The organism is Bacillus sp. T-10(2022), from assembly GCF_056502895.1.
The window spans coordinates 4,898,654-4,923,514 of the sequence record NZ_CP113518.1 but is presented as its reverse complement, the minus strand read 5'-3'; the positions used below and the strand labels follow the sequence as shown (position 1 = coordinate 4,923,514).

24 protein-coding genes and 2 pseudogenes are annotated in these 24,861 nt (G+C 38.9%); 12 read left to right on the top strand and 14 right to left on the bottom strand.

Annotation, left to right across the window (positions count from 1 at the left end; genetic code table 11):
* Positions 1-198 precede the first annotated feature (198 nt).
* Positions 199-984 (bottom strand): glucose-1-dehydrogenase, encoded by a 786-nt coding sequence (locus tag OSJ91_RS24330; RefSeq protein WP_485891942.1) that lies wholly within the window; start codon positions 982-984, stop codon positions 199-201.
* Positions 985-1,002: 18 nt separating this feature from the next.
* Positions 1,003-1,863, bottom strand: a complete 861-nt coding sequence (locus tag OSJ91_RS24325; RefSeq protein ID WP_485890609.1) for a GRP family sugar transporter — start codon at positions 1,861-1,863, stop codon at positions 1,003-1,005.
* A gap of 203 nt (positions 1,864-2,066) precedes the next feature.
* Here OSJ91_RS24325 and OSJ91_RS24320 point away from each other — a divergent pair, with 203 nt between their 5' ends.
* Positions 2,067-2,627, top strand: a complete 561-nt coding sequence (locus tag OSJ91_RS24320) for a thioredoxin family protein (protein ID WP_485890608.1) — start codon at positions 2,067-2,069, stop codon at positions 2,625-2,627.
* A gap of 145 nt (positions 2,628-2,772) precedes the next feature.
* Here the strand turns inward: OSJ91_RS24320 and OSJ91_RS24315 are convergent, their stop codons facing one another.
* Entirely contained in the window at positions 2,773-3,318 is a 546-nt protein-coding gene (locus OSJ91_RS24315; protein WP_350300309.1) for a helix-turn-helix domain-containing protein, read from the bottom strand.
* A gap of 244 nt (positions 3,319-3,562) precedes the next feature.
* Between OSJ91_RS24315 and OSJ91_RS24310 the strand changes: the two genes are divergently transcribed.
* The 3 genes from OSJ91_RS24310 to OSJ91_RS24300 are packed head-to-tail and all read left to right on the top strand — an operon-like array spanning position 3,563 to position 5,489.
* A complete protein-coding gene (locus tag OSJ91_RS24310) occupies positions 3,563-3,802 on the top strand; it encodes a PLDc N-terminal domain-containing protein (protein WP_101225520.1) in 240 nt (79 codons plus the stop codon).
* On the top strand, positions 3,799-4,704 hold the full coding sequence (locus OSJ91_RS24305; RefSeq protein WP_350300308.1) for an ABC transporter ATP-binding protein: 906 nt from the start codon (positions 3,799-3,801) through the stop codon (positions 4,702-4,704). Before OSJ91_RS24310 ends, OSJ91_RS24305 begins: the two co-directional genes overlap by 4 nt.
* Positions 4,701-5,489, top strand: coding sequence for an ABC transporter permease (locus OSJ91_RS24300; RefSeq protein ID WP_350300307.1), 789 nt, complete (start codon positions 4,701-4,703; stop codon positions 5,487-5,489). The genes OSJ91_RS24305 and OSJ91_RS24300 overlap by 4 nt, the downstream gene beginning before the upstream one ends.
* Positions 5,490-5,725: 236 nt before the next feature.
* Here the strand turns inward: OSJ91_RS24300 and OSJ91_RS24295 are convergent, their stop codons facing one another.
* Entirely contained in the window at positions 5,726-7,117 is a 1,392-nt protein-coding gene (locus OSJ91_RS24295; RefSeq protein ID WP_350300306.1) for a hypothetical protein, read from the bottom strand.
* Positions 7,118-7,488: 371 nt separating this feature from the next.
* On the opposite strand from OSJ91_RS24295, the gene OSJ91_RS24290 reads away from it, so the two are divergent.
* The gene (locus tag OSJ91_RS24290) at positions 7,489-7,941 is read left to right on the top strand and encodes a XoxI protein (RefSeq protein WP_485890607.1); all 453 of its coding nucleotides are present in this window, start codon (positions 7,489-7,491) and stop codon (positions 7,939-7,941) included.
* Positions 7,942-8,011: 70 nt separating this feature from the next.
* Complete coding sequence (locus tag OSJ91_RS24285) at positions 8,012-8,977, top strand: hypothetical protein (RefSeq protein WP_350300304.1); 966 nt, start codon at positions 8,012-8,014, stop codon at positions 8,975-8,977.
* Between the two features lie 381 nt (positions 8,978-9,358).
* Here the strand turns inward: OSJ91_RS24285 and OSJ91_RS24280 are convergent.
* From OSJ91_RS24280 to OSJ91_RS24270, 3 genes and pseudogenes are all read right to left on the bottom strand, one after another.
* Positions 9,359-9,517, bottom strand: a pseudogene (locus OSJ91_RS24280) (helix-turn-helix domain-containing protein); the annotation flags it as partial.
* Positions 9,518-9,968: 451 nt separating this feature from the next.
* On the bottom strand, positions 9,969-10,490 hold the full coding sequence (locus tag OSJ91_RS24275) for a hypothetical protein (RefSeq protein WP_485890606.1): 522 nt from the start codon (positions 10,488-10,490) through the stop codon (positions 9,969-9,971).
* Between the two features lie 16 nt (positions 10,491-10,506).
* Positions 10,507-10,599 (bottom strand): annotated as a pseudogene (locus tag OSJ91_RS24270) (SAR2788 family putative toxin); the annotation flags it as partial.
* A 488-nt stretch (positions 10,600-11,087) separates the two neighbouring features.
* Here OSJ91_RS24270 and OSJ91_RS24265 point away from each other — a divergent pair.
* From OSJ91_RS24265 to OSJ91_RS24245, 5 genes are all read left to right on the top strand, one after another.
* A complete protein-coding gene (locus OSJ91_RS24265; protein WP_485890605.1) occupies positions 11,088-12,152 on the top strand; it encodes a C45 family autoproteolytic acyltransferase/hydrolase in 1,065 nt (354 codons plus the stop codon).
* Positions 12,153-12,356: 204 nt separating this feature from the next.
* A complete protein-coding gene (locus tag OSJ91_RS24260; RefSeq protein ID WP_034305497.1) occupies positions 12,357-12,647 on the top strand; it encodes a DUF3817 domain-containing protein in 291 nt (96 codons plus the stop codon).
* A 158-nt stretch (positions 12,648-12,805) separates the two neighbouring features.
* Complete coding sequence (locus OSJ91_RS24255; protein ID WP_485890604.1) at positions 12,806-13,573, top strand: ABC transporter ATP-binding protein; 768 nt, start codon at positions 12,806-12,808, stop codon at positions 13,571-13,573.
* The gene (locus tag OSJ91_RS24250) at positions 13,560-15,479 is read left to right on the top strand and encodes an ABC transporter permease (protein ID WP_485890603.1); all 1,920 of its coding nucleotides are present in this window, start codon (positions 13,560-13,562) and stop codon (positions 15,477-15,479) included. The genes OSJ91_RS24255 and OSJ91_RS24250 overlap by 14 nt, the downstream gene beginning before the upstream one ends.
* Positions 15,480-15,484: 5 nt before the next feature.
* The gene (locus OSJ91_RS24245; RefSeq protein WP_485890602.1) at positions 15,485-15,838 is read left to right on the top strand and encodes a YxeA family protein; all 354 of its coding nucleotides are present in this window, start codon (positions 15,485-15,487) and stop codon (positions 15,836-15,838) included.
* Between the two features lie 45 nt (positions 15,839-15,883).
* On the opposite strand, the gene OSJ91_RS24240 is transcribed toward OSJ91_RS24245, so the two are convergent.
* Together OSJ91_RS24240 and OSJ91_RS24235 are read right to left on the bottom strand one after the other, a co-directional pair.
* Positions 15,884-17,272: a sensor histidine kinase gene (locus OSJ91_RS24240; RefSeq protein ID WP_485890601.1), complete on the bottom strand. Its 1,389-nt coding sequence runs from the start codon at positions 17,270-17,272 to the stop codon at positions 15,884-15,886.
* Positions 17,269-17,979: a response regulator transcription factor gene (locus OSJ91_RS24235; RefSeq protein ID WP_413019696.1), complete on the bottom strand. Its 711-nt coding sequence runs from the start codon at positions 17,977-17,979 to the stop codon at positions 17,269-17,271. Before OSJ91_RS24235 ends, OSJ91_RS24240 begins: the two co-directional genes overlap by 4 nt.
* 333 nt (positions 17,980-18,312) lie before the next feature.
* On the opposite strand from OSJ91_RS24235, the gene OSJ91_RS24230 reads away from it, so the two are divergent.
* The gene (locus OSJ91_RS24230; RefSeq protein ID WP_485890600.1) at positions 18,313-19,488 is read left to right on the top strand and encodes an MFS transporter; all 1,176 of its coding nucleotides are present in this window, start codon (positions 18,313-18,315) and stop codon (positions 19,486-19,488) included.
* Between the two features lie 73 nt (positions 19,489-19,561).
* Here the strand turns inward: OSJ91_RS24230 and OSJ91_RS24225 are convergent, their stop codons facing one another.
* The 5 genes from OSJ91_RS24225 to OSJ91_RS24205 all read right to left on the bottom strand — a co-directional run bounded on the left by OSJ91_RS24225 (position 19,562) and on the right by OSJ91_RS24205 (position 24,567).
* Positions 19,562-20,299: an amino acid ABC transporter ATP-binding protein gene (locus OSJ91_RS24225; protein ID WP_350300295.1), complete on the bottom strand. Its 738-nt coding sequence runs from the start codon at positions 20,297-20,299 to the stop codon at positions 19,562-19,564.
* A 29-nt stretch (positions 20,300-20,328) separates the two neighbouring features.
* The gene (locus OSJ91_RS24220) at positions 20,329-21,033 is read right to left on the bottom strand and encodes an amino acid ABC transporter permease (RefSeq protein WP_101225507.1); all 705 of its coding nucleotides are present in this window, start codon (positions 21,031-21,033) and stop codon (positions 20,329-20,331) included.
* Complete coding sequence (locus OSJ91_RS24215) at positions 21,017-21,841, bottom strand: amino acid ABC transporter substrate-binding protein (RefSeq protein WP_485890599.1); 825 nt, start codon at positions 21,839-21,841, stop codon at positions 21,017-21,019. The genes OSJ91_RS24220 and OSJ91_RS24215 overlap by 17 nt, the downstream gene beginning before the upstream one ends.
* A gap of 308 nt (positions 21,842-22,149) precedes the next feature.
* Positions 22,150-23,730 (bottom strand): S-layer protein, encoded by a 1,581-nt coding sequence (locus OSJ91_RS24210; RefSeq protein ID WP_485890598.1) that lies wholly within the window; start codon positions 23,728-23,730, stop codon positions 22,150-22,152.
* 252 nt (positions 23,731-23,982) lie between these two features.
* Positions 23,983-24,567, bottom strand: coding sequence for a YjgB family protein (locus tag OSJ91_RS24205; protein ID WP_350300292.1), 585 nt, complete (start codon positions 24,565-24,567; stop codon positions 23,983-23,985).
* Positions 24,568-24,861: the final 294 nt, after the last annotated feature.

Here is a 24,861-nt window from a genome sequence, read left to right as displayed (position 1 = left end):
AGAAGTTTAATTTTTCAACAAATATCTTCCAAGCGCTGCAAGCTGTAAATGTAAAAAAGAGCATCCTTTATAGGATTGCTCTTTTTTCTGGTTGTAAGAACCTTTTCCTTTATTGGGTCAAACACGTCATTTCACCATGGTTTTCTTATTGGTTTTATTCGTTTTAGTCATTGAAATGGTTCTTCTCATTAGTTAAGATCAGCCTTTTCCAGCTTGGAATCCTGGATATTTGGTCATTCCGCCATCAGCATATAAGGTCATTCCCGTTACATAGCTCGATTCGGCGGAAGCTAACCAAGCGGCACAAGACGCAATTTGTTCCGGTTTTCCGATATATCCCATCGGTATCAGGTCGATGACATCTTGTTTAGCTTTTGGGTCATTGAATTTTTCGGCATTGATGGGTGTGTCGATCGCACCGGGTGAAATATTATTAATGCGAATCCCTTTAGGAGCATATTCAAGTGCAAGGGTTTCTGTCATCATCTTCACTCCGCCCTTACTTGCTGCATAGTGGACAAAATGAGGCCAAGGGATCCGGTCATGAACGGAAGACATGTTAATGATATTCCCCTTAATGCCATGATCGAGCATATAACTGATTGCTTCCCTGCTTGCCAGGAACATCCCGGTTAGATTTACATCGATGACTTTCTGCCAATCTTCAAGAGTCAATTTTTCGCTGGGCACTTCATTTTCAATACCAGCATTGTTGATCATGATATCGATTGTGCCAAAGGTGTCCACAGCGAATGAAAGCAATTTCTTCACATCCGCCTCCTTTGAAACGTCGCCTTGAATGGCTGCGGCTTTCCCGCCTGCCGCTTCAATCGTTTTGATGATTTCCTTATGTTCGCCATTTTCAGTGTGATAATTTAATACGACATGTGCTTTTTCTTTACCGAACCTTTCGGCCATGGCTTTTCCTAACCCTTTTGCCGCCCCAGTGATCACTACCACTTTTTTCTCTAAATCGTCATACATCATTTATCGCTCCTTTGACTATTCTTTTGTAAAGCCGATCATGATTCCGCCAGCAATTACGAGTACACACCCGGTGATGACGAAGACCATTTGCTTTTTGGATTTTTTCTCCCCTAAAAGAAAGATGCCGCCTAAAGTGGAAATGACGATCCCCATTTGGGAAAATGAGAATGCGATGGCAACACCCACTTTTGGATTAGCGAGCAGGAGGCCGATATTACCGACTGCCCACATCATTCCGGTTAGAATATTGCGCCTAGCATATTTATTAAACGGTTTATGTTTGATGGATAGGAGCAAGGCAGCCAGGAACATGCCAATTGCTTGTGGCAGGATCGCCGACCATCCGTCAACTTCATTCCATCTGACGACAATGACATATGTAACATAACCTACCGTTGAAATGGCAAGATATAAAACCCCTTTTTTCATGCTTCCTGCTTTTTTGTTATCACCATCGCCGTAGCTCGTCAGCAAGACACCTGTAATCAAACAGATTATTGCAACTATGCCGATGATGATTGTCATCCTGTCATTCCATTCCCTGAAAATGATAACTGCAAAAAATGTATTTCCTAGAATTTGCAGTCCTGTTGAGATTGGAACGGTTTTCGATACCCCGATTTCCTTGACGCTGTTGAATTGAAATAACTGCCCGAATGCCCAGCCTATCCCGGAAATGATACCGACAATCCACACTGTACTGCTCCATTCCGGCGGATTGATGAAAGACATCATGATGGCAAACAGTAATGAACCGATTGTAATGCCAAGTGTTTGATTATAAGAGTTGCCTCCGAGTTTTTCGGAAACAAGCACTAAGCTGCCCCATGTCAATGCAGGGAGTAGCGCAAAGAGAAAACCTTCCACAAAATTCATCTCCTAAACTAGAAAACAATGTTTTAATGAATATAAAATAGTTAGTTAGTAAGCTATTGAATGTATTTAGAGTTTTCCCTTTACACGGGAAAGAAAACATGGTTTTAATTTACCAATTTGGAATTTTATTTTTCAGGGTGGAAACAATGAAAAAATAAGAGGTTTATGGTACTTTTAACTTAAAAACAGTTAGGAGAAATAGTATGACGACACTGAATGAATGGTTTGAAAAGGGGATTCCCGCTAAAGAATTTGTATCTTCGATGAAGGTTCATAAAGAAAACTTACAATCGATTCAGGAGGATTTTTCCGTTTCTGCAGAGGATCAAGGTTTTTTCGATGAATTAAAGACGAAGGAACTTCGAGCCATTGTCATTACTGAAGACTGGTGCGGAGACGCAATGATGAACATTCCAATCCTGCTGAATATAGCTGAAGCGGCAAATATTGAAACTCGCATTGTTTTACGAGATCAAAATCTTGAACTGATGGATCAATACTTAACGAATGGAACAGCGCGTTCAATTCCCATTTTTATATTCATTGATAAGAATAGTGAAGAAAAAGCTGTTTGGGGACCACGTGCACCAAAGGTACAAGAGTATGTAATGGAGTTAAGGTCAGACCTGCCAGCCAAGGATGATGAACGTTTCGAGGCAGCGCAAAAAGCAGTCATCAAAAAGATAACTGCGGCTTTTGCTGAAGAAAAACAACTATGGGATGAAGTATACACCAGTATCAAGGAAGCATTGGGAAGCTGCTGACAGCAGGGATATCCCTTTTTAACCTTGGGGTTTCTTCCATAATGAAGGGCTGTTTCAAAACGGAGACTGCAACCATTTTGGTTGGTGAATCTATAGTATTCATGGTTCTTTTAGTCCAAGGTTTGAGAACAGCCTTTTCATTTACTTATGATTCAGGAATGATTGTAACGCCGATTGTTCGAATAGGTGAATCTTGTTTAGCACTCTGATTCGTAGCGTTGTAGTATTTTACCATTAAATCGTTCAATTCATTTTGAAAGTTAATAAAGCTTTCATCATCAAGCTTTAGTTCTAAAAGGGAAAAGGTTGAACCATCTTCAGTGCAATCTCTTTCTTCTAATTTAGTAAGATAGTTTTGATATTGAGTCATAAGGGATAATTGATAATAAGAAAAGTAGTTCACCTTTTTCTCATTAGAATATTTTTTCCATTCTTCCCCGCTAAGTCGCGCTTCTTCTTCATTTAAAACATAGTATTTTTCGGAAACGGATCTCACTTTTTTTTCTTTTACAATGCGGATGACCCCTGAATCAAATAGAACCTGTATATGTCTATATAATGTTGCTTGGGGTACATCTTTAATGATTTTTAACATTTCTAATGGTGTTAAACCATTTTCCCTGTTTCTCATTAAAGCTTGGGTAATTTTCATTCTTACAGGATGCATTAAAATTTCGGCTTTATTAATCATCTTATTCTCCTCACATTGGAAATTGAATAATTTCAATTGTAAATAATTAATGTCTTCATGCTATAAAGCGACTATATTTTTATTGTTATTTATAATGATAATATTATCATTATAAATAACAATAAAACCTCAAACAATATTTTATCAAGAAAAAAGTAGGTGAAAAAAGTAGGTGAAAAATCCCAGTTTAAATGTTATCATTACTGATAATGATAATAAAATTTGTTATTAAGGAGTGGTATATATGAAATTGCATTATGGATGGAACGAATTGAAAGATATTGATTTCATGCCTATTCTGCCGATTATTTTACCGGTAATTGCTATTGGGATGATTTTAATCCTTATTGCATTAATTGATTTATACAGAAATCGAAAGACACGGAAAAATGTTTTATTGTGGACACTCATCATTATTTTTGCAAATACTATCGGTCCAATTCTATACTTCGTTATTGGTAGAAAGGACAGTGACAGAATATGAAATTACAGATTAATAATGTCACAAAAAAATTCAAAGAAAAAACAGCGGTCAATAATTTTTCAATGGAATTGCAATCTGGGGAATGTGTTGGATTGATAGGGCCCAATGGGGCTGGTAAGTCGACACTAATAAAAGTCATTGCAGATATTATTGATCCAACTATGGGAGAAGTATTGCTTGACGGTAAGAAAATTTCAAAAATGAAAAAGGAAATAGGCTACTTACCACAATACCCTAACTTCTTTCAATGGATGACTGCCAAAGAAACCCTTACATTCATGGGGCAGCTCTCGGGTATCAAAAAGGAAGAATTATTAAGCGGCATTCCAGAGATATTGTCGAAGGTAGGGTTGAGAGGGGAAGAGAATTCAAAGGTGCGGACTTTTTCAGGCGGAATGAAACAAAGGCTTGGAATTGCACAGGCACTGTTACATAAACCAGCTTTGATTGTCATGGATGAACCGGTTTCGGCATTAGATCCGATCGGCCGGAGAGAAGTGTTAAATATCATAAAAGAGATAAAGAAAGATACGACCATTTTATTATCGACGCATATATTAAGCGATGCAGAAGAGATATGTGAGAGGTTTGTCATTATAAAAAGTGGTGAAAAAATTGAGGACACTACAATGTCTGAATTATTAACCAGGAATAGCGGAAATAAAATCAATGTCGCCATAACCTCTAGAAGTCAAAAATGGATTGAACATGTTAAAAGCTTGAACTTCGTCAAAGGTGTAGAGGTAATGGGAAATAAATTGAAGATAGAAGTGGAAAATATTGATTCAAACAAGAATATGTTACTTGCAAATGCTCTGGAGCATAATGTTGATCTTATAAGGTTCGAAATAGATAACGATACATTGGAAGAGATATTCTTGAAATTGGTGGTGGAAACATGAATAATTTTGCCGTTTTAGCTAAAAAGGAATTTGTTCAGATGGTACGTGAATTTAAAGTGATTTGGCTGCCGCTTGTATTTATATTTTTAGGAATAACTCAACCAGTCGTAAGTTATTATTTACCTTCAATTTTAGAGGCACTGGGCGGGAGCCAAGGGATCACCATTGATCCAAGCATGGCTGCCCAAAAAGGCGGCGAAGTTCTGGCCAGTACTTTAGGGTCTCAATTTGATCAGCTAGGGGTCATGATCATCATCGTTTCCATGATGGGAGTCGTACAATCCGATAAAGCAAATGGTATGCTGGCTTTCATTCTTACAAGGCCCGTGACGGTTGGATCTTATATAAGCGGGAAAATCATTTCCAATTATCTGTTTGTTGCCTGCAGTGTGGCATTGGGATATTTGGTTTCATACCTGTATGCAGTTTTTTTGTTTACGAGTGTTGATTTTGCGGATTTAATAGTGGCTTTGCTGTTCTATCTGCTGTGGATCCTATTTATCGTTTCATTCACCACGATGATCAGTACCATTTTTAATAGTCAGGGTATTATTGCATTAATTTCGATAGTATTTCTCCTCGGCTGTAGAATCATAGTTGGATTAAGTCCCGTAATAGACAATGTGAATCCAGCAAGCATGAGTAAACATGCCATGGAAGTACTGATTTTAGGCACAGTCAATTCACAAGCGATTTGGGGTGCATTAGCGGCACTTGAGTTGACTGCAGTAGCGATATTGGTAACGATCATATGGATTTCAAAAAAGAAATTCAATAACGAATAGGTTAGGTATGAAGAAAAATAAATCGACGAAATCTACAGTTATATCTTCGAAAATAAAAATATATCGACGAAATCTACAGTTATATCTCCGAAAATAAGAATATATCGACGAATACAGTTATATCGATGATTAAAATGATAAAGGACTGATTTTTTTACTCAGTCCTTTTTAAATATGGGAATGGAAATCGAAATGCCGTTCCGTGTTTTAGAGTCCACAACATTGATGCAGATCAATTATATGAGAAACATCGCGACTATTGTAGTGACTGCCAAACCAATGGTTACCGGCAGCAGGTTCCGACGGGCAAGTTCAAAGGGACTGACGTTACATATGGCAGCTGCAGGGATCAGTGCCCATGGTATCAGGGTACCTCCGCCAACCCAAATCGCGGTTATCTGCCCGAGTGCGGTCAAGGTTGCGGTTCCGCCTCCGATTGCCGTGCCAAAAAGTTTGGCGACAGATCCCGCTAAAGAAATGCCTGAGAAGCCCGATCCATCCAAGCCAGTGATGGCACCGATGCCCGTTAATGTGACGGCGGCTATTTCTTTCGTTAAAGGAACGGAGGCCGCTAAGGCGGCACCGAGGTCATTGACGATGCCGAGGGATGTTTTCGGTAAGTAGTCACCGATGATCTGATTGAATCCAGAATCACCTAAATAGAAGAATGCGGCGATTGGAATGACGGGTCCGAATACTTTGAAGCCAAATTGAAAACCTTGAATCAAATAGGCCGTTGATTTTTCAAGTCCTTGTTGTTTATGTGCGACAAGGGATAAAATCAGCAATATGAAAACAGCAGTACCCCCAACCAATGCCGTTGCATCTCCACCTTGCAACTTCAAAATCGACAATGCCACAACATCCAACAGAAAGGCGATCGGAATGAAAATTGCAAAAAACTTCTTTTGTCCCAGAGTGAGCAGATTTTCACTGATTGTCTGATCTTGGCTGATCCCCTCAGTATCCGCCGCCTTGATTTTTCCCAGCTTCATATCCCGCTTTAAAAGGATAAAGGCGGAGATGGTGGTGACGACCCCCATTGTAATGACAAGGGGGATGCTCGCAGCGATGACATCACCGACTGGTATGGAAGCCGCATCACCCGTTAGTTTAGGGGCAGCCTGAATGATGAAATCCCCTGATAATGCTATTCCGTGACCAAAAAGGTTCATCGCCATTGCCACGCCGAGGGCTGGTAAACCTGCCCGTAAAGCAACGGGGAGCAGAACGGCACCCAATAAGGCAACGGCAGGTGATGGCCAGAAAAACCAGGATATCATCATCATGACGATTCCGATTACCCAAAAGGCAAGTGTAGGATTTTTAATGAATTTCGCAAATGGTGCAATCATGACATCATTAATGCCCGACTTCGTTAATACCGAGCTCATGGCAACGATGATTGAAATGATTAAAATCGTGGACATTAATTCCGTGATTGCGAAAATGAAGCTGTTGAATATCCCGCTTATCGAAGATGCTAAACTGCCTGTAGCCACTAAAGCCAAAAGGAAAATACCAATTATGCAGATGAGGGTAGTATCACGACGTTTTACCATAAACCCGATTATCAATGCAATGAATACAACATAAATCCAATGGAGTGCCGTTAATTCCATCTCCATGATCCGTCCCCCTCATAAATATGCCTAGTTACAGATTATGAGAGAGGTACGGGGTGGTGAGTTGTTTCATAAATTTTAAAGGCTTATCTTAGTTTCAACTTATGATGTGAATAACCAATTTAAGGTGAGGTAACTTGGTCAGGGTATTTTTTCATTCCTCATCCTCATCCTCATCCTTATCATCGACCTTCACACCTAATAATTTAGCTAATTTAAACGTCTTATCAATTGTAGGATGGTTTCTCATATTTATCCAGTTGGGAATTTGTTAAGACAAAATCAGCTGCAGACATATTTCATTATATAATTTGGTAATATTTACTTATATTTACTTTTATAGTTAAATACTAAACGAAGGGGAGGTTATTATATTGAAGTTGAAAAGGTCATTATATATAACAGCATTAGGTTTATCAATACTAGGTTCTGCTACGGGGGCAAGTGCAGCTGAAACTGAAGGTCTGGTAAATTCAAAAGAAACATCATTTACTCAAGAACCAGATGGTACAGGTAGTACCATCCTAGCAAAGAATAAAGTTCGTATGAGTTTAAGTACATACAACCCAATTTTATCGACTAATTATGCAGTCGCTAAATCATCTTCTGATAAGATACAGGACTATATTTACGCACGAGCTAAAACCTTTAATGGTGATAGTTCTTTAATCAAAACTAAATCGGCAAGTTCTACAAAGACGGACTATATTGGAGTTAAAACATTGAACGATTCAATATACTTCAGGAATGATTTTGCTATTGGGACTCATACTTTTAAACTTAAAGGGTATAAAACTGTTAATGGTCAAACAAAGGCCTATTGGTAATTGGTAGTAGAAAAATAATGAAGAGATATGCTCATTGCATATCTCTTTTAATTAGGAGAAGATTGGTTTTATGAAAAAATACTACATAGCTGCGTTATCTGTTTTGATATTGCTTGGGGTTTTTTACTGGTTTTATGCTTCATCTCCACCTAAAGAATTAAGATTAAGCACGTCTAATAATGATGATATTGAAAAAGAAAGCAAAGAAACGAATGCGGCTGAGTATGGTTCGGTTGGGTATGGTTTGATAGATTTGAATGGTAAACTTATCGATGAAGGAAGTGCACTTAATAGTAAAAACAATGAAGTGACAGTTGTTGCCTCAGTAGACAATGACATTGATGAGGACAGAAAGTATGCTTTACTTATTTTTGAAGATTATAAACAAGTAAATTTCAAAGCTGAAAATAAGGAGCAGGAAGTAAATAAATTTTTCTTTGATGCGAAACCTAACAGCTCCATAAACTTCAAAGTTTCTGTTCCCATTCGTTCCGATTCCAGTGAATTGACTTTTGTAATCGTTCAAAAGCCAGAGTATAAATTAAAGGAGCTCGACCTAAATAGGGCAGGGATTTTAGAACAAGTTTTAAGTATGCGGTATTCCATCAACAAAGCTGACAGCGGGAAAGATGTTAATAAAGTAAAGGAAGTAAAACCTGATGCTGTTGCGAAGGATGGATTAAATGAAAATATATCAATCACAAATAGCCAGGAAAAGTTGCAATCAATTATGACTGAAAAAGAAGGCAAGAAGCTTAAGCTCTCTGCCGGAAATGAGACGAATGAAGAGATCAGATATGCAATCATAGCTTTAAAAGATTGGGAACAAGTTCCGGTCATAGATAACACAGAAGTCTTATATACCACTGTTCCACCAGAAACTAGACATCTTTTTGATTTTAATCTTCCCGACGTTGAAAGAGAAAATAATTTCCAACTCATCGCTTTCCCGTTTCCTTATGAAGTATCAGTTGATAATTACGAGAGTCAACAAACTTTTGGTTCCTTTAGAGTTGTTATTCAAAATAAAGAATAAGATTATTAACGGAAAGGAAGAATCGGATTGTCTACTATAATTAATATATTAGGTTTCGTGGGTATTATCGGATTTATAGTTTTTTTAGCAATAGCAAAAACTATAAAAGATAAATCTAAAAGGTAGTTGGTTTTATTAGTGGAATCACTTTCCCGAAATAGGTTACGACAAGAGGTCTGGATTACCAGGCCTTTTTTGTTCCTTACTTATACGGCATAGTAAGACGAGTCAAAAATCAAAAGGAGAATACCCTATTATAACAAGAAGCAGGTCTTTTCTATCTTCGGAATAAGTCTTCCGTAAGCAGGACTCCTTAAATATAGTAAAAGTTCGTCTTATTAAAGTGAATTCTTCCTCAACTATCCTGCCTCTTATGTTCGATTAAAGTTGTGTATAAACTTCAGCATCAAAGTAAAGGTCATTCAAAAGCTTGTTAACAATCCCATTAAAATAAGCAAACTGCCGCTTATGCATCTTAACTCCACTCTTAACCTTCATAGCAAATTCCTTGAAAGCTTTGGTGCCTATTTCAATTTCTTGTTTACCCTGATAATGCTATTCCGAGACCAAAAAGGTTCATCTCCATTGCCACACCAAGCAATGGAGTGCCGTTAATTCTATCTCCATGATCCGTCCCCCTCATAAATATGCCTAGTTACAGATTATGAGGGAGGTACGAGGTGGTGAGTTGTTTCATAAATTTTAAAGGCTTATCTTAGTTTCAACTTATGATGTGAATAACCAATTTAACTGCATTATGAGAAAGATACTATTATAAATCACCCCTATAATACACCCATTTAATTACTTCAGCATAAAAAAAGTCAACCCTAATATAGGAATCGACTTTATATTAATATAGTCTAAAAAGTGTGGGATCTACTTTAGAAAGGACTTTACTCGTTACTATTTCTTTAAGTCAATATTTAGGAAGCTACCTTTCGTTAGTGAAAGCTGTATTTTTATTTGCTTTTTGCGGTAGTGGCCACAATTAATCTAAGTATCCTAAATTTGAAAGGGCTTCTAAATAATCATGGAAATCTCTATTTTTCAGGTTGTAATCTTCTTTTTCGATTCCCATTAAGACGACTAATCTATGAAATAATCTCTCGCTATTCCCAATTGTTTTGAAATCTTTAATGTAACCATCACTGTCAACTCCTAAAAATATCACCAAATATTCTCCTTCTTGAATAAGAGCATATTCGATTTCTGCTTTTGTAGTTTCAGAAAGATCAAGTGTATATTGTTTGTTTAATTCTTTTAAACTTAGAAAATCACTTTTTTCTTGATCTGTAAATAAGTTGTGTAGAATTTCAACATTATCAATGATGTAACACTTATTATAATAATCCAATTCTTTTGGATCAACTAGAAAAGCCATCTCTTTTTTATCTAGTGATTTAGAAAGATATTCATTTATTAGAACATCTTCTACATAAGATGATAAAAATTTATTTGGTATCGAACGGTTAAGATATTTCTTGTATAGTTCTTCACTTTTTACATCCATAAGTTATATCATCCTTTTAATAATAAAATGAATGGCCACCATTACGATTATAAAAGTGGAAGTGGTGATAATAACCTTCTGCAGAAGATTTACCTTTGTCTCTTTTAGGACAGACTCTCAAAAAATACATTTATTTTGACTAGCTGGGGAACTGACGTCAAATTTTTTCATTTGGATTTTTAATATATTGTATTAATGATGACAGTAATATAAAAATGGCAACGATACTAATTATTATATGTACAAGTTTAAATTCTCTTGTTGGATAGTAATTGTCAAAATTAGAAAAAGACCAAAATAAAAGGCTAATTGATAAAAGTATTGTTCCAATGAGTACCTTCAAAGTAAGACCCTCCTTTAATTCAAAAATTTAAATTATAACTAATATAGCACGAAAAAACTGCTTATTTTCCTAATTTATGAAGATGCTTTTTATCCGTTACACTGCCTTTATTCGTGTCTCCATCAATAGTAAGATAGAAATATTTCCTTGATGTCTGAACTAATGACATGATTTAAGGCTTATCTTCTTTATTTTCAACAATACTTCAAGTATCCTTAATTTGAATAGCAACTACTGTAAATGAGGGATAAGCCGTGAAGCAAATATATAGTGATGTCATACAATTTCGGGGTACACATTATGAGTTTGGATACATGCAAGGGGAGGAATTAAAAGATTCACTAACGGTAAAAAATCGTGAAGATCAGTGGAAGATCAGGCAGCCTCGGTTTACGGTTGAAGAAGAAGAGGTCAAGAAAGCAATTACACAATTCGCCCCTGGAGTTTGGGAAGAATTACTGGGGTTGCAAGAAGCGCTGAAATGGCCAATTGACCGCGTACTGCAAGAGTTTGGTGGATACCGATTGGATTATGTTCGGTCGGGCTGTTCGATCATGACAGGCGATGATTATCTCATTCGCAATTATGATTACCACCCAAAGACCTATGAAGGACGCTATGTCCTATTCCAGCCAACCGATCAAGGGTATTCAAGCATCGGCCCGAGTCAGCGAGGGACTGGTCGGATGGATGGAATGAATGAAAAAGGTTTGGTGATAGGCTATAACTTCATGAATCGCAAGAATCCTGGTGATGGTTTCATTTGCTGCATGATTGGCAGACTGATTGTTGAATCTTGTGCAAACGTTCAAGAAGCGGTCGCGATGTTGAAGGAAATCCCGCATCGTCATTCTTTCACTTACGTCGTTTATGATAAAAGCGGAAGTACCTATATTGTGGAAACCTCCCCGAGAAATGTAGAGGTGCGCACGTCAAATGCCTGTACAAATCACTTTGAAATCATGAAAAATGAAAACCGTAACCATCTTATCGATTCAAAACGCCGATTAGAGGTCATCCAAGATCACGAAGGGAAACTTTCATCTGCCTACGATGCTTATAGGTTGTTTAATGATACCAACCAAGGTGTCTTCTCGGATTTATATAGCAGCTGGGCGGGAACGATTCATACATCCGCTTATTTACCTAAGAAGATGAGAGCTTGGATTGCCTTGGGAGGGAACCAGGAGCCGACTTCAATAGATTTTGCAAAATGGCTCGAAGGGGAAGATGTTGAGTTAAAACGAATCAAAGGTGTAATTGATACGGATATTCCCTTCGTGCATATGGATGAGGGAGCGAATTGGTTTCGAAATTGAACGTCTTTAAGTAAATTTGAACCTTGTGTTGTTAACTGGCCCAATCCTTGGATTGGGCTTTTGTTGTTCTATTTTTAGGCAAACCTGGTACTATTTATTAGTGGATGTCACAGTAATATAATATGATGAAGTAACAGATTTTGGATTAGGACAAGAAGCTGGATTTGTGTGCCGTACTTGTACAATGAATAAGGGGATGAGCGAATGTTTTCGACAGCTATTGGTTGGTTTCGGTTTATTACAATAATTGAGGGAATCTCATATGTTTTATTGCTTGCCATTGGTATGCCCATTAAGTACATATTGGATATTGGGGAAGCAACACTCATTTTAGGCAGCATCCATGGTTTCTTATTTGTCGTATTTGGGCTTTTATTACTTTATGTAAGCATCATATCAAAATGGTCCTTTTTAAAAATGGCGATGATTTTCATCGTTTCATTCATTCCATTTGGTAATTTTGTAATCGATCGCAGGCTTCTGAAGCAAAGTTAAATACTTTTACTTTAAAAAAATCCATAAAAAAACGTCTTGCTATTTAAATGGCAGGCGTTTTTTTTATGGATTTAAGCTTGCTGTAAGGTTGGCACAAAGATGCTGTAAGAATGGGCATGTAAAGTATAAGTATCAACAATACTGAAGAGGTGAAACAAATGGAACCATTATTAAAAGTGAAAAATATAAAAAAAACATATGGTAAATCAAGCGCTGCCTACACAGCGCTGGAAAATATATCTTTTGACATTCATGAAGGGGAGTTTGTAGGGATCATGGGACCTTCTGGAGCGGGGAAATCGACGTTGCTCAATTTGTTAGCAACCATTGACTCGCCGACTGAAGGGGAAATTTATATGAATGATACGAGCATTCACGATATGAAAGGGGCTGACTTAACGGATTTCAGACGTGATAATCTTGGTTTCATCTTCCAGGATTACAATTTGCTAGACTCATTGACTGTGAAGGAAAATATATTATTACCACTGGCGATTGCGAAAGTTCCAGCGAAAGAAATTACTGCCTTGGTGAATCGTATTGCTAAAGTATTCGGGATTGAAGGGTTATTAGCTAAATATCCATACCAAATCTCCGGTGGGCAAAAGCAAAGAACAGCTGCAGCCAGAGCGCTTGTGACGGAGCCGGCATTGATCCTGGCAGATGAGCCAACAGGTGCACTTGATTCAAAATCAGCAACAGGTCTGCTGGAAAGCTTAAGTGAACTGAATGAAAATAATAATTCCACCATCATGTTGGTGACACATGATGCATATGCCGCAAGCTTCTGCCGGCGGATCATTTTCATCAAGGATGGGACGCTTTCAACAGAAATTTATCGTCGTGGCCAATCACGTAAAGCTTTCTTCCAAGAAATTATGGATGTCCTTGCAACAATTGGAGGTGAGGTAGATGACGTTATTTAGTCTGGCGAGAAAGAATATTGCTCGAAACCTCTCCCAATATTTTTTATATATCGCATCCATGGTATTTAGCATTATCATCTATTTTACATTTGTAACATTAAAATATAGCGACACAGTTGCAGAACAAACGGCTTCATCACAAAAATTAGGTTCATTAATGAGTGGTGCGGCCGTCATCCTGATTTTCTTCGTTGCCATTTTCATTGCCTATTCAAATTCATTCTTCATGAAAAAACGTAAAAAAGAAGTGGCATTATATGCATTGCTTGGCGTACGTAATCGTCAGATTGGTTTTATGCTCTTCTTTGAAAACCTATTGCTAGGTTTGGTTTCATTGGTTGTGGGAATTTTACTTGGATTTCTTTGTTCAAAAGGGTTCATGACGGTTTTGATCTATTTAATGGGCTATGATATCATCGCACCATTTACTTTTTCGGGATCTGCAGCATTGAACACCTCTATCGTATTTCTGATTATTTTCTTGGTGACATCTTTCCAGGGCTATCGTTTAATTTATCAATTTAAACTAATTGATCTCTTCCATGCATCGAAAAAAGGGGAAGCAGCCCCGAAGCCATCAATGATTGTAGCCATTATAGGAATTTTCCTGATTGTCATGGGTTATTGGTTGGCGATGCAAGATCTTTTTACTTCTAAAGTGTGGGAAAAGGTCGGGTTTTTAATGACAGCACTCATTATATTGACAACAGTTATTGTCGGTACGTTTCTCTTGTTTCATAGCGTGACAGGCTTTGTGTTAGCCGTGATTAAGAAAAATGAAAAATGGCTATGGAAAGGCCTTCATATAATGACGATCTCGCAACTGCTGTATCGCATTCGGGGTAATGCACGTACATTGACCGTAATTGCGGTGTTAAGTGCTACAACTGTAACGGCCGGCGGTGCGGTTTATGGTCTTTATTACAATGCAAATGACCAAGTTATGACCGTTGATCCTAACACCTTCATGTATCAGCTTACGGATGCAAAAAGCGATCAACAAGTGAGCGCTGTATTGTCAGATACAAAGTATGATGAAAATATTGAAGCACTATCTGTCACATTTAATACGAAAGAACTTAGCAAGGGATCAGCATTCGATAGCTCTGATAAAAGGATTTACACGGTTATCGACGAAAAAACATATAACAAATTAGCAGAAGTTCAAGGCAAGGAAGCACTGCTTGTGAATAATGACAAAGCAGTAATTTTAGATATTGGATATGACAAAAGGTTCTCACCTATATATAAGGACAAAACCATCACGACAGAAAACAACACGGCAATCACATTCCAAAGTTTTAAGACACAAACAGTTTTAAATGCGAAAACAGCAGGCATAGCAGTGGTTGTATCGAATGATCAATTTAAATCATTGCAAAAAGAAGGGGAAGCCCTAAGCTATCGTGTTATCGGGGTTGATCAAGCTTCCACTGATTTATCGGGGGAAATTGCAAAACAATTGCCTGAAGAAGCGCTATTTTCCAGTGCCCCTCAAGATTTTCAAACAAGCATTGAAAGTGTAGGCTCATTGCTCTTTATCGGAAGTTTTCTTGGTCTTGTTTTTTTAGCGGCAACAGGCAGTATCATTTACTTTAAAGTTCTAACGGAAGCTGAGGAAGATAAATCACAATACAATATGCTTCATAAAATGGGTGTTAACGCAAAAGAAATGCGGAAATCCATTGCATCACAAGTGTTTGTAATCTTTTTCGTTCCACTGGCAGTGGGGTTATTGCACAGTGCGGTTGCTTTAAAAGCCTTCTCGGGCTTATTGATGATGGACCTGGCAAAACCTGTGTTGATCTGGATGATCGCTTATACGGTCATTTACGGTCTGTATTATATCTTAACGGTAGCTTCCTATAATCGTATTATCACACAAAATAATAAAACAGAAGGATGATCGAGATGAAGAAATTTATTATGGTAGTTGGCATTTTGTTTATACTGGGAGCGGCAGGGGTCTTCGCGCTTACTAAAATAGACTTTAACCGCATGAATGCCGATAATTATTATTTGCAAATTACAGAGGATGGGGTACAACATGAAACCAAACTGGATGATGGTTCAGTGATGACTTACTATTCTTATAAACTGGACGCCAAAAATGCAGATGGTGAAACGATACCCCTTGAATTCACGGCACAAAAAAACCTTCGAAAAAACGCTTACTTAAAGATGTACGTGAAAAATAGTGATGAGGTTTCGTCATATGATGAAGTGAAATTTGAGGATATTCCAAAAAAGGCACGAACAAAATAAATGAAAGAAGGGCTGTCTGTAAATTATGGACAGCCCTTTAAATAATTATAAAAGTATCGTAATTGTGGTTCCCTTATTTTCAACGCTAGTCAAATCAAGTTTACCTTTATGAGCCAGAATAATGTCCCTTGCAATGGCCATTCCTAAACCGGTCCCATGTGTACTGGCAGTATTCGTACCTCGATAGTAGCGTTCAAAAACCTGTTCCAAGTCTTTGTCGGGAATACCGCGGCCATTATCGGCAATGGTAATTTTGGTATCAAGTTCCGATTGTGGACCAATATCATCAATTTGTATTTTCACGACGACATTTTCATCATTATGTACGAGCGCATTGTAGATAAAGTTAAAAATCGCCCGTTTCAGTAATTTTTTATCCACTTTATGTGTTGCTTTATTCACATTTGCCTCAAATTCAACCTGTTTATCACCAAATTGTGAATCATTTAAAAGCTCGATCGTCATTTCTTTTATAAACTTAACGATATCAACATCTTCAAATTGCAAAGGAAGTCGTTGGTTGCGCAAACGCATCGTTAAATTGAGATCATCCAGCAAATCTTTCATATATACGGACTGTCTATTAATAATGGATGTAAACTCATACAATTCCTGTGGTGTTAATTCAGTGGCATTATCTTTCATCAATTCTGTATACCCATGGATGGAAGCAAGTGGTGTCTTCATGTCATGAGAAACATTGCTAATCCATTCCTCACGCATTTGGTCGAGTTGATCACGTTCCTTTTCATACTGATCCAACTTTATAGATAGTTCATTCATATTGTGAAATACATCCTCATAAACGCCTTTTGGTATACTCATCTTTTTGAAACGTCTTTCGCGAAGCTGCTGTATTCCTTCTATTAAAATGTTAAGTGGTGTCGTTAATCTTTTACCAAATAATAGTCCAATGACTAGGGCGATAATAATATCCACGGTTAAAAACAGTAAAAGTATGATGTTGATGTACTTTAAAAGGTGAACATAATTATAGGACATTACATATCGGCCAATTCCTCGATCTTTAACCCCTACAAAATAGCTGAAATCATGAGCTTCGCCGACAAAAACAGTCGTCTCTGCATCAATTTCTTTATACTTATACATTTGGACGATTTCAACAGGAGAATATACGGTTTGCAATTCTTGAGGTGTGTAATAGGCTGCAACTTGTTCACCCTTATCATTCAAAAATTGTATCCAGGCGTTATTGTTCCGCAGTTTTTCCAGCCCTTCTTCATTTACCATCGGTTTGTCATCTATCAGTTCTACATATTGTGAAAAAGATCGGCTAAAGTTTTCCGCAGATTCCTCTTCCGTGTCGAAATGAACAAAGAGTAAGCATAAAAGTAAAAATGTATTTACGATCCCTACGATTACAACAATTGTCACAACGGATCCTAAAAAGCGCCGTGTCAATTTCCACTTCATCTTGTTTCACCCTTTGTTTGTAATTTATAACCAAGTCCTTTAACGGTTATTAAAAAAGAAGGATTTGAAGGATCTGCCTCGATTTTTTCGCGTAAACGGCGAATATGAACCATCACTGTATTATCAGAGCCAAAGTAATCATCGCCCCACACATGTTCAAATAAAGTTTCCTTGCTCAAAATCTGATTTGGGTGATGGATAAAACAGCTCATCAGTCCGATTTCTTTAGCTGTGAGCTCTAGCGTTTTGCCATCCTTTTTCAATTCATTTTCATTTGCACTAAGCTCAAAAGGACCAACTTGAAATTTTTTTGGAGCAGCTTTTTCCTCTGAAAAGCCCGCACGCCTCAGCTGCGCCTTTACCCGATATGCAACTTCCTTCGGACTGAATGGCTTGGTAATATAATCATCCCCGCCAATCGCCAACCCTAAAAGCTTATCAATTTCCTCATCCTTTGCCGACAAAAATAAAATGGGCACATTCGACACTTCCCGAATTTGCTTGCATAAATCATAGCCTTCACCATCTGGCAGCATAATATCTAGCAAGACTAGTGATGGATCGAACTTTTGAAACTTTGCCCACCCATCCGCAATCGTCCCCGCCGTAACAATATTCGGGATACCTTCTTTATGTAAAACCGTCTCCATGAGACGTGCCAAATCTTCTTCATCGTCAATAATTAAAATCCACTGATCATTAGACATTCTTTTACCTCCTAAACATCAATCATACCCTACAGTATAGAGTACCCCTTAACAAAAAATAAGGGGAGGGAAAGTTTTTTAACAAACTCATCCATTATTTTCACGAAAGTGCCATTACATGAAAAATTAATGTTGAGATCAGGAATCCTGTTGTCTGTTCTGTATTTAGTTAAGGTGGTTTGGGTAAGAAGATCGTGCTTCATACTGATTTGGTAAAGGTTGTATGATAAACTGTTTAAAGAATTGCTAGGAAGATTATGCTAAGTAATGGGATTTTAGGAATTCGATCCAATGTACGTAGCGAATGTGGAAGAATAAAAGGAGAAAAATATAATGGAAACAAAAAAGGTGTTACCCGTACTTTTTTTAGTGATGTTTTTAGTCATGGTCGGATTTGGGATCATCATTCCCGTCATTCCATTCCTTGCTGAAAAGGTTGGTGGCAGTCCTACAGAGCTTGGCCTTTTAATGGCTGTTTATTCACTGATGCAATTATTTTTTGCCCCGATATGGGGACGTATATCAGACCGGATAGGACGTAAGCCTGTCATGATAATCGGGATTGCTGGCTTGGCTCTGTCGTTTTTTATCACGGCTTCGGCAGATTCCTTATGGGTATTATTTGTAGCAAGGATCATTGGCGGGATTTTGTCATCGGCAAACATGCCAACCGCAATGGCGTATGTGGCTGACATCACGACGCCGGAAGATCGCGGAAAAGGGATGGGAATCATCGGGGCCGCTACAGGGCTTGGTTTCATCTTTGGTCCGGCGATTGGCGGGGTATTTTCCAAATCAAGTTTGAATTTACCTTTTTACATTGCTGGAATTTCCTCTTTGATTACTTTATTCTTAGTGATTGCGATGCTGAAGGAATCACATACAGTTGAAAAGAGGACCCAGCAGTCAAAAAATAAAGAGTCCATGTGGAAAGCCTTTAGTGGGCCTCTTAAAACCATGTTCTTTCTGCAATTAATCGTCACTCTTTCAATGGCAGGACTCGAAACGACTTTTGCTTATTTTGCAGCCAAAAAGGCTGATATAAGTCTTGTACAATTAGGCTATATCTTTATGATCATGGGGTTTGGCAGTGCGATCGTTCAAGGTGGATTAGTGGGTAGGATGACAAAGAAATATGGGGAAGGCGCGGTCATCCGAATGGGAATCATCGTCTCGGCAGTTGGTTTCATTCTCATCCTGTTTTCTTCCGGGTTCTGGACATCGGCGGTCTTCCTGACGATTTTCGGAGTGGGGAATGGGTTCATCCGGCCGGCAATTTCGGCACTGCTTACCAAAAATTCCATGACGGGCCATGGCAGTGTCACGGGACTGCTATCTTCCTTCGACTCGTTCGGCAGGATTGCGGGTCCTCCGATCGGCGGTTGGTTATTTTCGATTTCGATTGATTTACCATTTATATCGGGTGCCATCCTTTCCGTTTTTGCTTTGATTCTTTTTCAGTTATACCATGCACGGACACAGACTAAACAGGTCCAAGCATCTCATTAATATAATGATGGGCAAAAACCCCCATTTCTAAAAAATGGGGGGCTGCGAGCGGTGCTTGAATAGCACCGTTTTTTTATTGAATCATATTGAGGAATTTTCGTGTGCGCGCTTCTTTAGGATTGGTGAAAATCTGCTCGGGTGTTCCCCGCTCCATTATTTTTCCTTCATCCATGAAAATGACTTCATCGGCGACTTCGCGGGCGAAACGCATTTCATGGGTTACCACGATCATTGTCATGCCTTCATCTTTCGCCAGGTCTTTCATGACCTGCAGGACGTCTCCAACTAGTTCGGGATCCAAAGCGGAAGTGGGTTCATCGAATAGCATGACCTTAGGTTCCATGGCCAGTGCCCTTGCAATTCCGACCCGTTGTTGCTGTCCGCCGGACAATTGAAACGGATAAAAATCGATTTTTTCACCTAAGCCAACCTTTGTAAGCAGGGCAGCAGCCGTTTCCTTCGCTTGCTGTTTGGCTATGTTTTTTACAATGATGGGTCCTTCCATTACATTTTCCAATGCTGTTTTGTGGGGGAAGAGGTTATAGCTTTGGAAAACCATCCCTGTCAAACTGCGAAAAGATGTAATCGAATTTTTTCTAACGGGTTTTTTGAAGTCCATTTCCGTTGCATCGATTTCAATCGTCCCGTCCGTTGGCACCTCAAGGAGATTCAAACACCGAAGAAAGGTTGTTTTACCTGAACCGGAAGGACCGATCAATACAATGACTTTACCTTGCTCCACTTCCAAATCGATGCCCTTTAATACTTCAAGGTCACCAAACGATTTATGAAGATTCTTAATGTTGATCATTTTAAAATCTCCTTTAACTACTGCGGTTCTTATTTTGCTACATAACGATTAAGTCTGTCCTCTAAACTTCCTTGAATGAAAGATAGAATGGTACACAAAATCCAATATAAAGCAGCTGCTTCTATGTAAAGTAGTAGAAATTCATAGTTTTTTGCAGCGATTTCTTGAGCTTTACGGAATAATTCCGTTACAAGAATGAGTGAGGCAAGCGATGTATCTTTTAAAAGGCTAATGAACGTATTGGATAATGGGGGAATGGATACCCGTGCAGCTTGAGGCAAAATGATGCGCTTTAAAGCTTGGGTATATGTCATCCCGATTGAATAGCCTGCTTCCCATTGCCCTTTTGGTATGGATAAAATGGCTGCCCGGATAATTTCCGAAGCGTATGCTCCCACATTTAAAGAGAATCCTATAATAGCCGATATGAAAGGATTGATGGTTACACCTAAATTTGGAAGTCCATAGAAAATGATAAATAATTGCACAAGTAAAGGTGTCCCGCGGATGATTGACACATATACACGCGCAATTATTTGAAGAATCCTTATGGAAGATAATCTTGCCAATGCTGTGAGTACAGCAAGAATAAGGCCGAGAACGAATGTGATCAATGTTAGTGGAATCGTATATTGAATAGCTCCCTCTATCATAGGATAGAGGGAGGTTTGAGCGATGGAAACAAGCTGGTTCATGCGCTCGGGGTCGGTGAAAATGTTACTTAGGAGAAACATCTTCACCAAACCATTTATCCGAGATTTTCGCGTACGTGCCGTCGTCTTGCATTGCTTTAAGTGCTTTGTTTACTTCTTCCACTAATTTGCCGCTGTCTTTTCTGAACATTAAACCACTTGCGACTCCGCTTTCTTCCTCATCAGCCACTTTGATAGGTGCATCCGGGTGTTGCTTTTTATAATCAAGGTACGATAATTTGTCATTGATCGTCGCATCTACACGTTTAGAACCAATAAGCTGTACGGATTGAGAAAATCCTTCAATACCTGTAACTTCAGCACCATGTGATTTGGCTAGATCATTGTAGTTACTCGTTAATGATTGTGCAGAGGTCTTGCCTTTTAAATCATCGAAGGATTTAATATCCGTATTATCTTTGTGTACCAGTAATACCGCTCCTGATTGAATATATGGGTCAGAGAAATCATATTTCTTTTGACGGTCTTCATCGATGCCCACTTGGTTTGCGATCATATCAAAACGTTTTGCATCCAAGCCTGCAAACATGCCGTCCCATTGTGTTTCCTTGAATTCAGCTTTTACTCCAAGGCGTTTTGCCACTTCTTGAGCAATTTCAACATCAAACCCCGTTAGTTTATCTGAATCATCGTGGAATGTGAAAGGAGGGTATGTACCTTCTGTTCCAACAGTTAATACGCCATCTTTTTTGACTTTATCATATAGACTTTCTTGTGAAGAAGATTTATTGTCGGTATCGTTTGCCTCATTTTTTGTATCGGTACCACAAGCGGTAAGTACAACCGTGAAAGCTAACAATAGCGATAAAAGTGCAACCATTTTTTTCATTTGGGTAAACCTCCTAGTAATCTGATAGGGATTGATACTCTGTGATACTATACAAGAAAAGGAAAAAAGTCAATGAAAATAACTTATATCATTAGTGTTAATGAAACTTGGTGAATTATACGGTTTTTCACGCATTGAAGTGAAAATAAAACTAAAAGAAAGGTGTATCGTCATCCAGGGAAGGAACTGAACCGATATCCATTCTAAGGAGACAAAGAACCCCTTATCCACGTCAACTATTAGCTAAGTGGAAGAGGGGCTTTTTGGACTGTCCAGAACTATTTCAGGATTCTTTTTAACTTAACGTTTTAATGATTTTTATCCTCTACACTGACGAAGATAGGGTTCGAATAGAACCAAAGGTCTTTATAGTTACGTTTGTTTATTTCTGAAAAGCGTGTTTCGTTATCCTCGATTTCAGTCTTTGCATCGATCAGTGGTTCACCGTCCATCGTTTCTCCAGAGACATTTTCCCCTAGATTCGTGCCGCGCAAACGGAAATATTGATCCTTATTTGCTTTGACTTTGTAAGTGATGGTATGAAAACCATCGCGATCGGTTTTCCAGTCTTTACTTGTAAAGCGTTTAACCACTTTTGTCGTATCATTGGTGTCTTTATTATAAGCAGGTGTTCCAGGATCTGCTTTCCCGGTTACTTCCCCGGAAATCAGATCCACGTGATCCACCTTGACCGGGTCCCCGTTATTGTTCTTTTGGGGGCTCTTAAATCGGATGGTGATCTTGACCATCTGTCCTTCCTTCACTTTAAGATCCCCGCCCATATCTGCCTTGTTGTTTCCGTTTTTAGCTTGGAAATCAAGGGCGTCGATCAAGTCACCAAAAACAGAGAAGGATTTCCCTGATCGCATGCCATCAAGGACGGATTGCATCGATGAACCATTTACCCATGTATAATTCTTGGAATATTCACCTGGCCAGTAGCCGCTTGAGTATAGGCGGTTTTCACTGATTTCAAAATGGGAGTCCGAATTGGAAAAGTTCCAGAACTTACGACCTTCCCCAAGAAGCGCATCCCATGCACCTCCTACCTTAGCGAGCATGTAATCGGAACCGCCGTAGGTCCGGTTTTCCGGTGTTGTCAGATTTAAACCGCCTCTATCCGGCTCCATCTGGTTACCTGGCATACCTTCAAATCCGAACATGACATCCGGGGCTATATTGTTGAAGTCGCGAAAATCAGATATGTTGTACACCCTTTTTCTTGATGGGTGGTTCAATATGGCATAACTTGTATTCTTATAATTTTTCTCGAGCCATGCCAATGCTGTTCGCGCATCCTCGGATGTCTTATTGGCTCTTTGATCCTGTGCTTTCCAGACGGCTACATCATCAGGATCAAACATCTTTTCATCCTGGTTGGTGAACAGATATTCGAACTGATTGCCAGCTTTCAGACTTTTCGGTGAGCCCGGCTGGTCTCCCAGAATTCCTATGCCGACATGCTCGTATGTGGGCATATCCCATTCGAAGCCTGAAAAGATGACTTTATTTTTAAATTTGCCCTCTTTTTGCAGTTGCTCCATTTTTGGGGCTTGATATTGTATGATTCCCTGAGATAGCGGTATCGGCCCGCCTGGAATCAAATTTCCCTCAGCATCCCTTGAAGACATCCTCAAGTGGTCGGAAATTCCCATCCAATCCATACCATACTTATCAAATGCGTTATTTAGCAAGCTCTCAAGGCTCTGTGATCCCTCGGCATCATCGGACTGAGTGGTATGGGCATGATATTCCCCCTTCATCCATCTGCCTCCAGGATTTGTCTGATTGTCTGCTGAATCATTTGCAGCAACCGCGGCTGGAAGACCTTGAAAAAGGATTGCTATGCTTAGAACCGATACTGTGAAAGTCCTGAATTTGTTAATCATTTTACCGACACCCTCCATATATTGAAATAATGTTGAACAAGCTAATTTTATTGTGAAAATATTAAGAGCCCGTTTGGGGGGAGTATGGATTTTGTAAATTAAATGACCGGTTTGCTCCCATAATATATTACGGGGAGGTGACAGCCGTTTGGAAGTTGAAGAGGAAAGAAGGGGGAGGGGCTTGAAACAAAAAAAGGTTGCAGAGATAATTTGCATTCTCTGCAACCTTCGACAACCATTTTGCCGTACATATTATTTAGCTTCGAGTAGATTGATATGATCTACAGTTTGATCTTCACCAACAATGAATTGCAGTTCATAAATTCCGGTCTTGTAAATGTAGTTTATTTCATTCGTACTGGAAATGTGGCGTATTTCGTCAGCACTGCCGAGTTGTTTTCCTAAAACTTTAGGGGTGATGCTTCCTAGGTTATGGTCCCGTTCTACATTTGTCCCAAAATATCGGATTTGTGAGATGGTTTTGTCATCGTTATAGGCAAATGCAAATCCTGGATGCCCCATTTCTGCATGGTAATAGTCAAAAGCTTCATCTGGGTTACCTGGCTCAGGGGGAGGACCAAATGCATCATATACTTCTTTTTGGGTGTTTTCATTAATTTTCAAACCCACGGCAGTATAAGGCATTTCCCCTGAAAAAGCTTTGTTGTAGATTTCATGTAAGGTGGTAAGAGCGTGTTCCTTAGCTATGCCAGAAGCGGAATCCATTGTAGATGCAGCCCCAACCGGTTCTGTTGGAAACGATGCACCTGCTCCTAAAAGTGAACCGGTTAGAATAACGGCGCTGACCATTCTGGCCGCCGGTTTTTTTGATAACATTTCTTATCCCTCCTATATCATTACTTTTCCACAATTTTCTTGCATGAAACTTTTTCTTGATGATCAATTGGATTGTTTGATTATCGTGGAGCATAGATAGGCAAAAGGGTTCTATCTAAAATTAAAAACTAAGTTAATTAGAGCGGGTGTGCGAGACTCCTGCGGGAAAAGCGCGTGCCTGGAGCGGAAATCAACGTCCAAATTGTACAACAATAAAAAAACTGTAGGCAAACTCGATTTTCATCGAGTTTGCCTACAGTATGGGTGCTTCACCTTGATGAAACACCCTTTGAA